The sequence below is a fragment of the Neptuniibacter sp. QD34_54 genome (assembly GCF_047778055.1).
In the GTDB taxonomy this organism is placed as follows: domain Bacteria; phylum Pseudomonadota; class Gammaproteobacteria; order Pseudomonadales; family Balneatricaceae; genus Neptuniibacter.
Map to the genome: position 1 here is coordinate 1979790 of NZ_CP180546.1, position 14664 is coordinate 1994453.

Annotated in this window: 16 protein-coding genes; 10 read left to right on the top strand and 6 right to left on the bottom strand. The window is 43.2% G+C overall.

Features of this window, described 5'->3' with window-relative positions; genetic code table 11:
* Positions 1-163: 163 nt before the first annotated feature.
* Both ACMXYP_RS08950 and ACMXYP_RS08955 read right to left on the bottom strand, forming a co-directional pair.
* Positions 164-1399 (bottom strand): DEAD/DEAH box helicase, encoded by a 1236-nt coding sequence (locus ACMXYP_RS08950; RefSeq protein WP_415881290.1) that lies wholly within the window; start codon positions 1397-1399, stop codon positions 164-166.
* Between the two features lie 2 nt (positions 1400-1401).
* Complete coding sequence (locus ACMXYP_RS08955; RefSeq protein ID WP_415881291.1) at positions 1402-2487, bottom strand: site-2 protease family protein; 1086 nt, start codon at positions 2485-2487, stop codon at positions 1402-1404.
* A 122-nt stretch (positions 2488-2609) separates the two neighbouring features.
* Here ACMXYP_RS08955 and arfA point away from each other — a divergent pair, with 122 nt between their 5' ends.
* Both arfA and ACMXYP_RS08965 read left to right on the top strand, forming a co-directional pair.
* The gene (gene arfA / locus ACMXYP_RS08960) at positions 2610-2804 is read left to right on the top strand and encodes an alternative ribosome rescue factor ArfA (RefSeq protein WP_415881292.1); all 195 of its coding nucleotides are present in this window, start codon (positions 2610-2612) and stop codon (positions 2802-2804) included.
* A 307-nt stretch (positions 2805-3111) separates the two neighbouring features.
* Positions 3112-4524: a tryptophanase gene (locus tag ACMXYP_RS08965; RefSeq protein ID WP_415881293.1), complete on the top strand. Its 1413-nt coding sequence runs from the start codon at positions 3112-3114 to the stop codon at positions 4522-4524.
* Here the strand turns inward: ACMXYP_RS08965 and ACMXYP_RS08970 are convergent.
* Both ACMXYP_RS08970 and ACMXYP_RS08975 read right to left on the bottom strand, forming a co-directional pair.
* Entirely contained in the window at positions 4508-4894 is a 387-nt protein-coding gene (locus ACMXYP_RS08970; protein WP_415881294.1) for a hypothetical protein, read from the bottom strand. The genes ACMXYP_RS08965 and ACMXYP_RS08970 overlap by 17 nt on opposite strands.
* 87 nt (positions 4895-4981) lie before the next feature.
* Positions 4982-5347, bottom strand: a complete 366-nt coding sequence (locus ACMXYP_RS08975; RefSeq protein ID WP_415881295.1) for a hemerythrin family protein — start codon at positions 5345-5347, stop codon at positions 4982-4984.
* A gap of 228 nt (positions 5348-5575) precedes the next feature.
* Between ACMXYP_RS08975 and ACMXYP_RS08980 the strand changes: the two genes are divergently transcribed.
* The 4 genes from ACMXYP_RS08980 to ACMXYP_RS08995 are packed head-to-tail and all read left to right on the top strand — an operon-like array spanning position 5576 to position 10222.
* Positions 5576-6913 carry a VWA domain-containing protein gene (locus tag ACMXYP_RS08980; RefSeq protein WP_415881296.1) on the top strand — a complete coding sequence of 446 codons (1338 nt, stop codon included), beginning with the start codon at positions 5576-5578 and terminating at the stop codon, positions 6911-6913.
* Positions 6914-6938: 25 nt separating this feature from the next.
* Entirely contained in the window at positions 6939-8657 is a 1719-nt protein-coding gene (locus ACMXYP_RS08985) for a sensor histidine kinase (RefSeq protein WP_415881297.1), read from the top strand.
* Between the two features lie 7 nt (positions 8658-8664).
* Positions 8665-9474: a hypothetical protein gene (locus ACMXYP_RS08990; RefSeq protein WP_415881298.1), complete on the top strand. Its 810-nt coding sequence runs from the start codon at positions 8665-8667 to the stop codon at positions 9472-9474.
* A 55-nt stretch (positions 9475-9529) separates the two neighbouring features.
* Positions 9530-10222 carry a response regulator transcription factor gene (locus ACMXYP_RS08995; protein WP_415881299.1) on the top strand — a complete coding sequence of 231 codons (693 nt, stop codon included), beginning with the start codon at positions 9530-9532 and terminating at the stop codon, positions 10220-10222.
* A gap of 9 nt (positions 10223-10231) precedes the next feature.
* On the opposite strand, the gene ACMXYP_RS09000 is transcribed toward ACMXYP_RS08995, so the two are convergent.
* On the bottom strand, positions 10232-10639 hold the full coding sequence (locus tag ACMXYP_RS09000; RefSeq protein ID WP_415881300.1) for a GNAT family N-acetyltransferase: 408 nt from the start codon (positions 10637-10639) through the stop codon (positions 10232-10234).
* Between the two features lie 264 nt (positions 10640-10903).
* Here ACMXYP_RS09000 and ACMXYP_RS09005 point away from each other — a divergent pair, with 264 nt between their 5' ends.
* From ACMXYP_RS09005 to ACMXYP_RS09020, 4 genes are all read left to right on the top strand, one after another.
* Complete coding sequence (locus ACMXYP_RS09005; RefSeq protein ID WP_415881301.1) at positions 10904-11677, top strand: ABC transporter ATP-binding protein; 774 nt, start codon at positions 10904-10906, stop codon at positions 11675-11677.
* 43 nt (positions 11678-11720) lie between these two features.
* Positions 11721-12470 (top strand): ABC transporter substrate-binding protein, encoded by a 750-nt coding sequence (locus ACMXYP_RS09010; RefSeq protein WP_415881302.1) that lies wholly within the window; start codon positions 11721-11723, stop codon positions 12468-12470.
* Positions 12471-12539: 69 nt separating this feature from the next.
* Positions 12540-13232, top strand: a complete 693-nt coding sequence (locus ACMXYP_RS09015) for an ABC transporter permease (RefSeq protein ID WP_415881303.1) — start codon at positions 12540-12542, stop codon at positions 13230-13232.
* On the top strand, positions 13229-13954 hold the full coding sequence (locus ACMXYP_RS09020; protein WP_415881304.1) for an ABC transporter permease: 726 nt from the start codon (positions 13229-13231) through the stop codon (positions 13952-13954). Before ACMXYP_RS09015 ends, ACMXYP_RS09020 begins: the two co-directional genes overlap by 4 nt.
* Here the strand turns inward: ACMXYP_RS09020 and ACMXYP_RS09025 are convergent.
* On the bottom strand, positions 13951-14598 hold the full coding sequence (locus ACMXYP_RS09025) for a LysE/ArgO family amino acid transporter (RefSeq protein ID WP_415881305.1): 648 nt from the start codon (positions 14596-14598) through the stop codon (positions 13951-13953). The genes ACMXYP_RS09020 and ACMXYP_RS09025 overlap by 4 nt on opposite strands.
* Positions 14599-14664: the final 66 nt, after the last annotated feature.

The window sequence follows — 14664 nt, forward strand, 5'->3', positions numbered from 1 at the left end:
GAGTGGGTTGTAATAATTTGATTTGCATAAGCTTTCCTTGCTTAGAAGGTTTGCGCCTTTGTGAAAAAGCGTCAATTTGACGTATTATCCTTTCATAAGTCGCAAAGGGATAAAAGACTGTTTTTATATACAGTCAAAATAAAGTGCGCTTTCTATTTTCTTATCACTTTTTTAAAGCACGTTTTTTCGCGCGCCTTTTCTGTGCTGCCTTAGTGTTGTTCCGAGTAATTTCTATTTCGCGAGTCAGATCCGGCTCAAAGCCTTGGAGCCATTGTTGTGGCAAACGGGTATCTAACAAGACCTCAATCTCTTCCAATAGATGATTCTGCTCTTCTATTAGTAAAGAGATAGCAACGCCCTTGTTACCTGCTCTGCCAGTTCTTCCAATACGGTGAATATAATCAGCTGCTTTATATGGCATCTCGTAATTGATTACGGCTGGTAAACTGTCGATATCGATGCCTCGTGCCGCTACATCTGTCGCAACAAGCACTTTAAGCTGCCCCTGCTTGAACTGTTCTAAAGCCTCTTCCCGCAACTTTTGTGATCGATCAGCATGGATGGCATCGGCAGAAATATTGGCTTGTTTCAAAACCTCTACTAGCTTATCTGCGCCCTGCTTTGTATTACAAAAGACAATCACTTGTGACCAATCATGCTTGTCGACTAAGTGACTGACAATCGCTGATTTACGATCAGGGTCGCAGTTATAAACGATCTGATCGACATCAGCCGCAGAGGAATTACGCTGATCTACTTCGATACGCTCGGGCTTATCTAATAAATTTTTACTAAAACGATAGATAGAATCACTTAAGGTCGCCGAGAAAAGCAGTACCTGTCGTGGCTGCACGTCACGCTTAGGTAATTTGCTTAAAACCGCTTTAATCTCATCTTTAAAGCCCATATCCAACATGCGGTCAGCTTCATCAAATACCAGGTGAGTGACTTGTCTTAGATTTACAGCTTTCTTTTTATGTAGATCCAATAAACGGCCGGGTGTAGCCACCAGCACATCAATCCCTTTCTTAATTTGATCTACTTGCGGGCCAATGCCCACACCACCATAAACTACGGCTGATCTAAACCCAGTTCCTTTGGCATATTTCTTAAAGCTGTTATTCACCTGCTGCGCTAACTCCCTTGTGGGCGCCAGCACCAAAGCTTTGAGCTTTTTATTTTGATCACTACTAAAATCAGGGTCGGTCAGTATGGATTGTAAGATTGGCAGCGCAAAAGCTGCTGTCTTACCGGTACCTGTTTGTGCACCGACAAGGAGATCTTTACCAGATAGGATAACGGGTATCGCTTCAGCTTGAACGGGTGTAGCTTCGCTATAACCTGCGGTATGTATAGCTGCGATTAAACTCTCGCACAAAGGCAAACTGTCAAACTTCATAATCAACTTCCAAGAATTTGTAATGGCAGAGCAAGTGCACTGTTACCTTGTTGACCTAAGATCCAGATCACCCAACATAAACCACCCACAGTAGCGAAGTACCATAGGGCTGATACTACCTGACCGTAACGAGCCAATGGCAATAACTGACTACTGTGACGGTGTTTCCATTCAAGCACAATCTCGATACTGCCCACAGCCAGCAAGAAGCCTAGCAGCGCCATGCCAAAGTAATAGCTAATTACGACACCGGCTAAAGCACCGATAACGCAGATCACTAGGCCAAAAACCGAGTTAACCGAAAAAGCGATACTTTTTAGGACGTGGCCACCATCTAACGGTAATACCGGCAACAAATTAAATAGATTGAGCAAGGCATTGAAGGCAGCAATACCCGCCAAGACCTCAATATCCGTCAACCAATATAGAACCAGAGCAACTAAAGATAGGAATAAGCCAAATACCGGCCCCATGATGGATATATAAACATCTTGCCAGCGAGTGTTAATACGATCATCTGATAATGCTAAGCCACCCAAAAAAGGTACCAGATAAATTCCCTTTGTCTTTAAGCCAAAACGCTTCATAGCACGCACATGGCCATATTCATGAAAAACCAAACAAAGGATAAGTGCTAACGCGAATTCAAAGGAGAATAACCAGCTATACGCTGCCAAACTTCCTGCAGCAAACAGTACTTTGATGACCTTAGCGCTTTTAAACAGCTTAAGGCCTAAAGAAGCCATACCCAGTATGCTGATCTTATTCGGCTGTTTTACGACATTCTCAACCACTTGGGTTTCGATATCTTTCTCGACTAGCTCACCACTTCCAAGCTTCTGATCTTCCACTGCTAGTTCATATTCAAGATTGAAGGGTTGCCATGTCAGTGACAAAGTCAAAACGCACTCGATCTCTTCACCTGATCCAGTCATCAGGGCGAAACGGTGCTCTGTACTCTCAGCAGGATCTGCACTCGCCGGTATTTGAGACACCAACTGGTTATCCCAATACAGGGCCTGCCATCCAGACATTGAGCCCTCAAGACGTAAAATTTTGCCTAGACAATCGATGCGTAACAGCTGCACAGTAATTCCTGCTGATTATGAAGTAAGTGTTTATCAAATAAGCGGCGCATTATAGCCAATCAGCGGTATAATGCAGCTTCTGCAATTGGAGAACATCGAATTACATTAACAAGGACACAGGTATGAAAACGAAAACAACCGTATCCTCAACCCATGTGGTGGATACAGGTAGAGGAAAGATTAAACAAAATCACTTAGCAGCATTAGTCACTTCAAAGGTTTTTAAATCCCAAGTAGTCAAAGCTAAAAAAGGTAAAGGTGCTTATAAACGTAAAGACAAACACAAAGGACGAGAGTCCTATTTAATAGCGGCTTAGTTAGTTTCACACTACCAGATACTAATTCAAGCCCCTATCAAATAGTGCTCTACCATTTCAAGGTTACAGCTTAATCTCCTGCTTAGTCGCACAATGGATGCTGCCGCCACCAGATGCGATACCATCAATAGCAATCTGCTCGATCACCCGATCAGGGGAATGCCTTTTCTAAAATCTTACGAGCATTATCCTCGGCGGTTTTATCGCCAATTTCTTGTACGGCAACAGCGCCGTTCCCCACTACCAGCATTAATTGGCACTTGTTTTATACTAAAAATATCTACTGCTAAGACTCGGGGCTAAAACGATGAAGCGAATCCCAGAGCCATTCCGTATAAAAATGGTAGAGCCAATCAAGCAAACGACGCTTGTAGATCGCCAAAAAGCTTTAGAAGCTGCTGGCTATAATCTATTTCTTTTACCCAGTGAAGATGTCTACATAGATCTACTGACCGATTCCGGTACTGGCGCAATGAGCGACCGACAATGGGCTGGGTTAATGTGTGGAGACGAGTCCTACGCAGGCAGTCGAAATTTCACCCATCTACAAAATGCAGCCCAAGAAATTTTTGGGTACCCCTACGTCTTGCCTACCCACCAAGGCAGAGGTGCAGAGCAAATCCTTTTCCCTTGCTTAGTAAAACGTAGATACGAGGACCAAAAACCTGATCAAGCTGTTTTTATCTCTAATTTTCACTTTGATACTACCGCCGCTCACGTCGAGTTAAGTGGTGCTAAAGCTGTCAATGTTGTTACTAAAAAAGCATTTGATACAACCACACCCTACCCTTGGAAAGGTAACTTTGATCTTCAACTACTCACAGAAGTTATTGAAAACCATGGAAAGGAAAACATTTGTGCCATTATCAGCACCATCACCTGCAACAGCACAGGTGGGCAGCCCGTTTCAATGGATAACCTTCGTGATGTTTACCACATCGCAAATCAACACAATATCCCTGTTGTTATTGATGCCGCTCGCTTTGCTGAAAATGCTTTTTTCATTAAACAACGCGACTCTAAATACAAAAAAGCTTCTATTCGTGAAATTGTTATAGAGATGTTTAGCTATGGCGATATGCTGAATTTTTCAGCTAAAAAAGATGCGTTAGTTAATATAGGTGGCCTTTGCTGCATTCGTGAAGACGAAAAGTTGTTCAGGCAAGTTCAAAGTTTATGTGTACCTATGGAAGGCTTCATCACTTATGGTGGATTAGCAGGCCGAGATATGGAAGCCATGGCAATCGGCTTGTATGAAGGCGTCGATGAGGATTACCTAGCCTATCGTATCCATCAAGTTGCCTATTTAGCTGAACGCTTACAACAAGCAGACATTCCTATTCAGACACCCGCCGGTGGTCATGCAGTATTTATAGATGCCAAAGCTATGCTACCGCATATTCCTCCAGAGCAATTCCCTGCTCAAGCACTGGCTAACGAACTGTATCTTGAATCTGGAGTTCGAGGTGTAGAGATTGGCTCATTACTGCAGGGCCGTGATCCAATAACAGGTAAACAAAAGCACAGTTCATTAGAGCTATTACGCTTAACAATTCCTCGTAGGGTCTACACATCTGATCATATGGATTACATTGCAGATGCACTTATCGAAGTATCTAAACGTCGTTCAAAAATTATTGGATTAAATTTTAGTTACGAACCGGAGCTGCTTCGCCATTTTACCGCGAGATTTAAACCTGTAACTATTTCCAGCGCTTAACTTCACCATGATCAAAGACGTGACCGGACTGAACCTTGCAGTAATTAATAAAGATATTACTGAAAGAAACGCCACTGCGTTTCGAGATCGAGAAAGCCACTGACTCCATCATTGCTTCTACACTATCCATTTTATGGAAGCTCGGTGCATGAAGATCAACCAAAATAGGGTGACTACCCCCTTGAGGCTGACTGGCGGGCATCAGCCCTGCTACTGCATATTGACGAGAAGGAATAAATTCCCAAGTAACAGTGATATGTTCAATACTTACATCTGTGGCGCGAGCAAGGTCTGACGTTATCCCTTTAATCATATCTGGGATATCGCATTCATCTTCAAATGGTAAAGATTTAATACAGATTAATGGCATCGTCCGCACTCACAGAAAATGTTAAAGGATCGAAATTAAATCATGCGAACCCTGAACACAAGACCTTAACATATTATTAATTAAAGCTTATTTAACTTTAGATTCCATAATATAAGTCTCTAACTTCTTATCTACTCCGAATATATGGCGTTTTAGCCATTCAGTCAGAAAGTCAGATAGCATGTCTCTTAGCTGAGCGTCATAGGTATGATGATCATCCAGCATCTTTTTAAGTTCAGCTCGAAACTTGTTGTGAGCTTGAAGATGGACACCAAAGTCAGGATAGTTCAACGCTTGCATGTACGCTTCTTCTAGGCAGAAATGATGATCAGCGTAATCATGAAGCCGAGTAAAAGTAGAGACATCAACCTGCTCTGCTTTGATCTCATCGATCAGTTCAAACAGAACTTGATGCTGTTGGTCTTGCCAAATAAGTTCACTGGTGAGCGTCATCGGATGCCCCTGTTTATATTTATTTTTCTTACAGCGTAACTTCCATTATGTAATAAGTATAAACAGGAGAAACTGATCTGCATCAGACTTAGACCAATCGGTTTGTAACAAACAGCTTGCGAGGTTTTTACAAATCTTTTACAACTTCTATAAATCTATCTGACTTTCTATAGGCGGAACTGACCTAAATTTGCAGCATGTGATTAAGGTTAATAAAGGACGAACATCATGAAAGCGCACCGCCTACCCAAAATTCTGCTAGCAACACTACTGACTGTTGCTGGCCCCCTACTCAGCCAATCCGCTACCGCTAAACAGGTTGATCTTAATATCAATCTAGCAACACCGGTAATGACAGCTGAGCAAAACCACAATGCATTTATCAAGATCTCTTTAGAGGGGATTAAACAAGAAAGTCAGCAACAACGTGTGGCTGCTAATATTGCGATTGTTCTGGATAAGTCCGGTTCAATGCAGGGCGAGAAACTGTATCGCGCAAAAGAAGCTGCGATCATGGCAATCAATCGCTTGAATCAAAACGATATTGTTTCTGTTGTGAGTTACGACAATCGCGTTAATGTTGTTGTACCGGCTACAAAGGTTAGCGATAGCAACAGTATTGCTCGCGCAATCAATAAGATCCAAGCCCACGGTAACACCGCGCTATTTGCCGGTGTAAGCAAAGGCGCACAAGAACTGCGTAAGTTTCTAGATCTAAACAAAGTTAACCGTGTCATTCTATTATCCGACGGTTTAGCCAATGTCGGCCCAAGTACACCCAATGAGCTAGGTAAACTAGGTCTCTCTTTAGCAAGAGAAGGTATGAGTGTAACGACTATAGGTCTTGGCCTAGGTTATAACGAAGACTTAATGACTCAGCTTGCCGGTTTTAGTGATGGCAATCACGCCTTTGTTGAAAATGCAGACGATCTAGCACGCGTTTTCCAATATGAATTTGGTGACGTACTATCTGTCGTTGCTCAAGGCGTTGATATCCAGATCCGTTGCTTAAATGGTGTCAAACCTTTGCGCATTATCGGCCGTGAAGCAGAGATCGAAGGCGACATGGTTAAAACGCGCCTTAATCAGCTCTATAGCGAGCAAGAGAAGTTTATTATTCTGGAGGTAGAAGTACCTTCACAGCAGGATAAGAGCAGCATCAACTTAGTCGATGTCGATGTAAACTACTTGGATTTACTAAACAAACGTAAAGAGGAACTTTCTAGCTCAGTTGCAGCAAACTTTACTCGCTCCGAACAAGAAGCTAAGGATGCGATCGATACACGTACTTATGAAGCCGCAGCAGAACAGGTTGCGAACGAACTAAACCGTGAAGCAGTACAAAAACGTGACCAAGGTGATATTGAGGGCGCTAAATCCATATTGCAACAAAGCGCTGATTATCTAGATAACTTAGGTACCTCTCTAGCCTCCCCTAAATTGTTAGAGCAGAAAGCCGAAGCGCTGCAAGACGCAGAAGAGCTTGATGATGAACAGGAATGGGGTAAAAAACGTAAAGAGCTTAAAGAACGTCAATATAAACGCGCTAAACAGCAAAGCTACTAACCGTTTAGCTAACTGAGAATCTATTGTGAACAAGACGATCCTACTGCTAATCAGTCTAATTTTAATCCCTGTCGTCATACTAGGTTGGTTAGCGGCTCGTCTGGAAACAAACCAACAAGCCCTTCTCTCTCATCAAATCGAAGGGCTGGTTGAAATAAAACTCGAAGAGATCGATCAACAGTTCCAGAATCATTTCCAAAGCTTAGAACAAGCACTCAATGCTGAATCCCAATTGCTACTTCAAAGCAAAGATGCCCAATACCCAGAAACAACGCTTAAGACCCTGAGCCAGTCGAGCCCCTATATAGAACAGGTATTTGTGATCTCCGCTGAAGGCACAACACTGTTTCCATCAGAATCATCCAAGAACCCAAGTGAAATTGCGTTTTTACAATCAACTAAACGCCTACGTTCATCACCCGAAATATTCCAAATTCAAAACAAAGCACCTGAGCAGATAAATCTTGCGGCTAGCCCTTATAGCGCACAACTTAAGGCTGCCCCAGAATCAAAACGAATCGAGCTCTCGGCTCCGAGCCGCATAGCTTCAAATGTAGCAGCAGATAGCGTCGCCGAGATTGCTATTACCTCAGCAGAACCTTTAGGCTCAGCGGCTTCCATATCGTTTATCGATTCGGGTTGGATCGCTTGGTTTAATAACAGTCAGCTGCAACATATCTATTGGCGTAAAGATTCAGATGGTGCGCTATTAGGCTTTTCTATAAACAGTGCTCGATTGCTGTCAGATCTAATCAACTCTCTGCCTAGCAGTAATGGGCAAGAAACCAGCAATCAAGCGATTGCCTTGATCAACAGTCGTGGTGAAGTGCATTACGAATGGGGCGATCCAACAATCGAGACTCAGCAGTTCAATCCTTTGGATAGCCTACCGCTGAGCCACCCTCTAGGTAGTTGGAAATTAGAGTATTACTCCCCTAACCTAGCCAAACCAACTTCAAATTGGATAGAGAAGTTCTCTATTCTCTCACTCACGCTATCCGGATTATTGATCCTTGCATGGTTGATCTATAGAGAACACACTAGAACAACGCGCCTAGCCGAACAAAGAGTAAACTTTGTTAACCAAGTCTCCCACGAGCTAAAAACGCCCCTGACGAATGTTCGGATGTATGCTGAGATGCTCGAAAGAAAGCTTGATGACGAAGATAGCAAAGCTCAGCGCTACCTATCTGTGATTAATAGTGAAAGTCAGCGTCTTTCACGCTTGATAGAAAACGTACTGACCTTCTCAAAACTTGGCAAAGAACCGAAACCGTTGCACCTGCAACCGGGAACATTAAAAGAGTGCGTTGAACATACAGTCGATGTGTTTATGCCCTCTTTAACTCAACATGGCTTGTCTGTTGAATTAGATCTGCAATGCGATAAACAAGTCATGTTAGATCAGAACTGTATTGAGCAGATCTTAAATAACTTACTAAGCAATTGTGAAAAATATGCACCTCAAACTGGTGCCATACAGATCCGCTGCTACAGCGATAAACAACAAAGTTATATCGAGGTTGAAGATGCCGGTGAAGGGATCTCTGAATCCCTTTGGGAGAGCGTTTTCTCTCCTTTCTACCGCATCAGTAATAAATTAAGTGACGGTGTATCCGGTACAGGTATTGGTCTAAGCATTGCCAGAGAGATGGCTAGAAAACACGGTGGGGACTTAGTCATTATTCCTAGCGACCTAGGGACCTGTTTCCACTTAGAATTACACACACCCTCTATAAGTTAGACATGGATTGTTTATGCTAGATTTTTTTAAAACAAAACCACTACTATCTAATGAAGATACCGAATTTCAGATTGCTACATTTAAATGGCTGCTGAAGAACTTTGGCGGTTCAGATTTCCACGATACAACCGTGTTAATCCTACCCACTGAAGAGTTTTTCCCGACAAAAGTCGAAACAGCTGATGAAGCAGCTTTTGAGACATTCAATTCAGTGAAAAAATATGCTGGACTTCAGAACTGGCCTTGCCTACTCATTGCTCAAGAAGAAGATATAGAAACTCGAGTAGCACCAACAGTTTCGATACAAAATGCTCCAACAAATCCTCTGGGTACTTTCCAAGCAACAGGAAGCAATGAAATAGTCATTACCTATAATCCCGCAATCGTAAACAATCCAAGCTTATTGGTTGCTACCTATGCTCATGAGTTAGCTCACTATCTGACTGGTTCTAGCCTAGAAGAACCACCAGGCGGATGGGACAACTGGGAGTTTGCTACAGATATTGCTGCTACATTTCTCGGATTTGGTATTTTTATGACTAACTCAGCCTTTAATTTTCAACAGTATGCGGATATTGATTCCCAAGGTTGGCAATATAATCGCAACGGGTACCTTTCTGAACAGGAGCACATTTTTGCGCTGTCTATATTTTTACAGCTTAAAGGCCTTCCGATAGAGCTAGCTTTAAAGCACCTCAAGCCAAACCTTCAGAAACTACTAAAAAAATCTATGAAACAGTTATCTCAGACCACAATAATCCAAGAATTATTAGATGTTGAATATGAACCACCAACTCATACCGAAGCGCTTAATTGATAGTTTGATATATGTGTCAATTAGCAGCGCCAAATAGTCACAGGGAGCCGCAACAATGAAAATTCTGATTGCCGAAGATGATCTAAATATCAGGCTTGGGCTCTGTGACTTATTAGAAGATGAAGGTTACACCTGCATTGAAGCGTCTAATGGTGCCGATGCACTGGTGCTGTTTGCTCAACATAATCCAGATTTGGTTCTACTCGACATTATGATGCCGGAATTAGACGGTTATGCCGCCTGCCGAAAAATCCGCCAGCTGGATGAACAAGTTCCTGTTATCTTTATTACGGCCAAATCTGAAGAGATTGATCAAGTGCTTGGTTTAGAGCTAGGTGCGGACGATTACATCAAAAAGCCCTTTGGCACTCGGGAAGTAATTGCACGCATTAGAGCGGTGATTCGCCGCTGCGCGCCTAAAGATAGCTCGCCAACCAAAACCGCTAAGAATCAATTTGAGCTGGCTGATATCCTTGTTTTCCCTGAGCAAATGCGTGCGGAACGAGAAGGTCATAAGATTGAGCTAACCCTGCGCGATGTAAAAATACTTGAGCTACTTCATCAAGAGCAAGGGAAAGTGGTAACACGGGATATGCTATTTGATTACTGCTGGGGCCGAAACTACCTGCCAAGCAGCCGGACGCTAGATCAACACATTTCCAAACTTAGAAAGCTGATTGAAATAGATCCAAAACAACCGCAGATAATCAAGACCGTCCATGGTATCGGCTATCGCTATGATGGTTAAAAAGGAGGTTTAATGCTCTTTTCCTTCATAGATCCACATGGATGACGTTTCCCCTGCTTTTTCAAACCCTAAGGATTTATAAAACCGAATCGCATTACCATCAGCGGTTAACATCTGCTGGTGGAAGCCTTTATAACGTTTCTTCATCGCCTGCATAATCTTACTACCGATGCCGCAACGGTGGAAATCTGGGTCCACCAGCATGTGCGGATAATAAACGACGAGATGGCCATCAGAGATTGCATTGGCTAAACCAACTAGCCTTCCATCGATCCGAGCAGTAATCAAACTATGTGAATTTCTTAGTGCTGCTAAAAGCGCTTTTGGCTTTTCTGCAGATGACCACTCATTAGCCTTATACAGAGCAACAACCTCATCCTCTCGGATTACATCTGTATAATTTATATCCACAATCATCAAATTTCCTTAAATTTTTTGCCTAAAATTAGTTTAGTGGAATTGCCTGTCTTTGGCAGATTGATCAGCAATGAATCCCGTTAAAACGGCTCAAACAGTAGAATCCACTAATACACCACAAGCCCCGTATTTAAAGGGCTACAGACATGTATAGATTAACAAATTTATTCATGATCATTTGATCAATATGCCATTGCGAACACTATCTGATTTTGCTGTAATTCGCCGCTTTCGTTTAAAAAGGTACACTGGAGTACCGGTTTTATGGCTGACGCAAAGCTCGCTCTGGAAATACAAAACCTTCATAAAAGCTATGGATCTTTGGAGGTTATTAAAGGCATCTCACTACAAGCTGAAGTTGGCGATGTGATCTCAATTTTGGGATCTAGCGGCTCAGGTAAAAGTACCTTCTTACGTTGCCTTAACCTACTTGAATCCCCTTCCGCTGGAAGCATCAGTTTTGCATCTGAGCCATTAAAGCTTAAGCAAACCAAAGATGAAGGCTTGCAAACAGCGGATCAAAAGCAGTTAGAACGAATCCGTGCATCGATTGGTTTTGTATTTCAAAACTTCAATCTATGGCCTCATATGACCGTGATCGAAAATATCATGGAAGCCCCTATTCATGTCCTTAAACAAGATAAGCAAACTGCTAGAGATAAAGCAGAAACCTATCTTAAAAAAGTGGGCTTATACGATAAACGAGATAGCTATCCTAATCAGTTATCCGGTGGCCAGCAGCAACGCATCGCCATAGCACGCGCATTAGCGATGGAACCCCAAGTTTTACTCTTTGACGAACCAACCTCAGCACTTGATCCAGAACTTGTCGCAGAAGTGCTAAATGTTATGCGAGACCTCGCAGCTGAAGGACGCACGATGTTGATCGTCACCCATGAGATGCGTTTTGCACGTGAAGTATCCAGCAAAATTGTATTTCTACACGAAGGCCAAATTGAGGAGATGGGCACACCTGATGAGGTGTTTACCAATCCTAAATCTGAACGCTGCAAAGCATTTTTAAGCAGTCATTTCTAATCCAGCCTGCAACTAACAATAAATATTCCGCGAGGATCATAAGATGGGATTTAAGAAATTAATTACAACAACAGCACTTGTTGTCTCTACTCTGGCAGCTCCTGCCTTTGCTGGCGATAAAATCCGTATCGCTACAGAAGGTGCATACGCGCCCTTCAACACAATCAATGCTGATGGCGAACTAGCAGGTTTTGATGTAGATATTGCTAAAGCACTTTGTGAAGAGATGAAAGCTGACTGCAAAATCGTAGCTCAAGATTGGGACGGCATCATTCCTGGCTTAAAAGCACGTAAGTACGATGCAATCATTGCCAGCCTTTCAATCACACCAGAGCGTCAACGTGTTGTAGCGTTTACTGATCACTACTACTCAAACTCTCTTGGTTTTGTCAGCGGTAAAGATGGCGATTTCGATCCAAACGCCCTAAAAGGCAAAACCATTGGCGCACAACGTGCCACGATTGCAGGCCAGCACCTCGAAGATAACTATTCCGACAAAGCTTCAGTCAAACTATATGACACTCAAGGTAACGCTTATCTAGATCTAGCGAGCGGCCGTTTGGATGCGATTCTTTCTGACAAACTACCTGCTTACGATTGGTTACAAACTGAAGAAGGTAAAAACTTCGAATTTCGTGGCGATAAGATCGATGTTAACGACAAGATCGCTATTGCTGTCCGTAAACGCGATGGTGAATTGAAAGAGAAGTTCAACCAAGCATTAAAAGCGATTATCGAGAACGGGACTTACGAAAAGATTAACGCTAAGTACTTCCCATTCTCTATCTACTAAGCTTAAACACTGAAAACTAGGGAAAAGCAGGATAAAACCTGCTTTTCCTGTTTCATCAGGTATATCTATATGGATCTTCAGGGCTTTGGGCACCTCTTAATCAGTGGCGCTTGGATAACCGTTCAATTAGCTATTTGCAGCTTAGTCATTGGCCTCGTTTTCGGGGTTTTAGGTGCAAGCGCAAAGCTATCTAAATACAAAGTTGCTAACGCTATTGGTAATGGTTACACCCTGTTTATACGGGGCATGCCTGAGTTACTACTCGTCCTGACAATCTATTTTGGTTCATCTGCCGTTTTGATGGCGATCGCCAGCTTGTTTGGTTATGACGAATATATAGAGCTAAGTCCATTTGTTGCCGGCGTAATCGCACTAAGTATCGCCTTTGGTGCATATGCCACTGAAGTCTTCCGTAGTGCACTTCAAGAAATACCCAAGGGCCAAAAAGAAGCAGCTATTGCTCTTGGTATGACGGGTTTCCAAACCTTTCGACGCATCACCTTGCCACAAGTTTGGCGCTTAGCTTTACCCGGTTTAGGCAACCTATTCTTAGTTCTTTTAAAAGATACAGCACTGGTTTCTGTTATAGGTCTTAACGAACTTATGCGCCAAACCACCGTTGCCGTTGGCAATACCAAAGAGCCTTTCACTTTCTACTTAGCCGCAGCAGTGGTTTATCTCCTAATGACTTCAATCTCAATGATCGGCTTACATTACCTAGAGCGAAAAGCTAATCGCGGTTATAAAGGAGCACGCGCATGAGTTGGGAATGGGATGTCATTTTTGAAAACTACCCTCGCCTATTAGAAGGCGCTCTACTGACCCTTGAGCTTGTCCTCTTTTCTGGATTTATCGGGCTCATGCTTGCGGTACCATTGGCATTGATGCGTATCTCTAAACGCCCTTGGCTACAAGCCTTTCCTCTTGCTTACATCTTCTTTTTCCGTGGCACGCCACTGCTGATACAGATCTTCTTGGTGTACTACGGCGCATCTCAGTTTGAATTCATTAAAAACTCTGCGCTTTGGCCTATTCTTAAAGAACCGTACTGGTGTGCCATCATCACTTTTGCGCTCCATACTGCGGCTTATATCGCTGAGATACTCCGTGGCGCTATTCAATCTATCCCTAAAGGCGAGATTGAAGCCGCTAAAGCCTTAGGTATGAGCTACCCGCTTATGCTGCGTCGTATCATCCTACCTCGCGCATTTGGCATTATGATGCCTGCCTATGGCAACGAAGTAATCCTAATGCTTAAAGGTAGTGCCCTAGCCAGCACAATTACACTACTCGATCTAACGGGTATGGCACGCACAATCATCGCCAGAACTTATACGCCACTCGAAATATTCTTCGCAGCCGGTGTTATCTATCTAATTATCAGTGCCCTTTTGGTGTTTTTATTCCGCTATATGGAAAAACGCTTTAATCGCCACCAGCATTGGCCGAATGAAAAGCCAAAAGATTTAGACCCTCAGCATTAACCCGAATGACTAAACATGATGGGCCAGAGCAACGTTACCGCGATGGCCCACATGGTTACCCAAATGAACAAATCCATAACCTGCCATGCTTTTGGATTATTAAATATCGGCTGACATACCTTCGCACCAGCTACTAGCAGCCAAAACCAAATGCATGAGAACCCCATCGCACCTATAGCAAACCAAACTCTCTCAGACTCTGGGTATTGCCCTCCGATACTCCCTAAAAGCACCACAGTATCTAAATACACATGGGGATTGAGCAGTGTAATCGCCAAAGTAACAATCAACGCTTTACCTAAACCACCCAACGCCATTTCATTTGCTTTAAAGACCTGTGGCTTTAAAGCTTTGCGCAGGGACTGAGCGCCATATACAAACAGAAATAGAGCCCCGCCGATCCGAGCCGCGAACATCCAGCTCTCTGATTGCGCGATTAAGATACCCATACCTGCCACGCCAACAGCGATCAAAAGCATATCAATCAAAGCGCATAAGGCTGCAATCGGCCAGTGGAACTGACGACGTAAGCCTTGTGTAAAGACAAAGGTATTCTGGCTTCCCATCGCAACAATTAGGCCTGCACTAGTAGCTAAGCCCTTTAACAATGCTGCCAAAGCCGCGGCTGTGAAAACGGATACCATACTGCCCCCTGAATAATGGCAGGCATAGTGCTAGAATCTCACTAGCCAGTAAAACTAATAATTCTA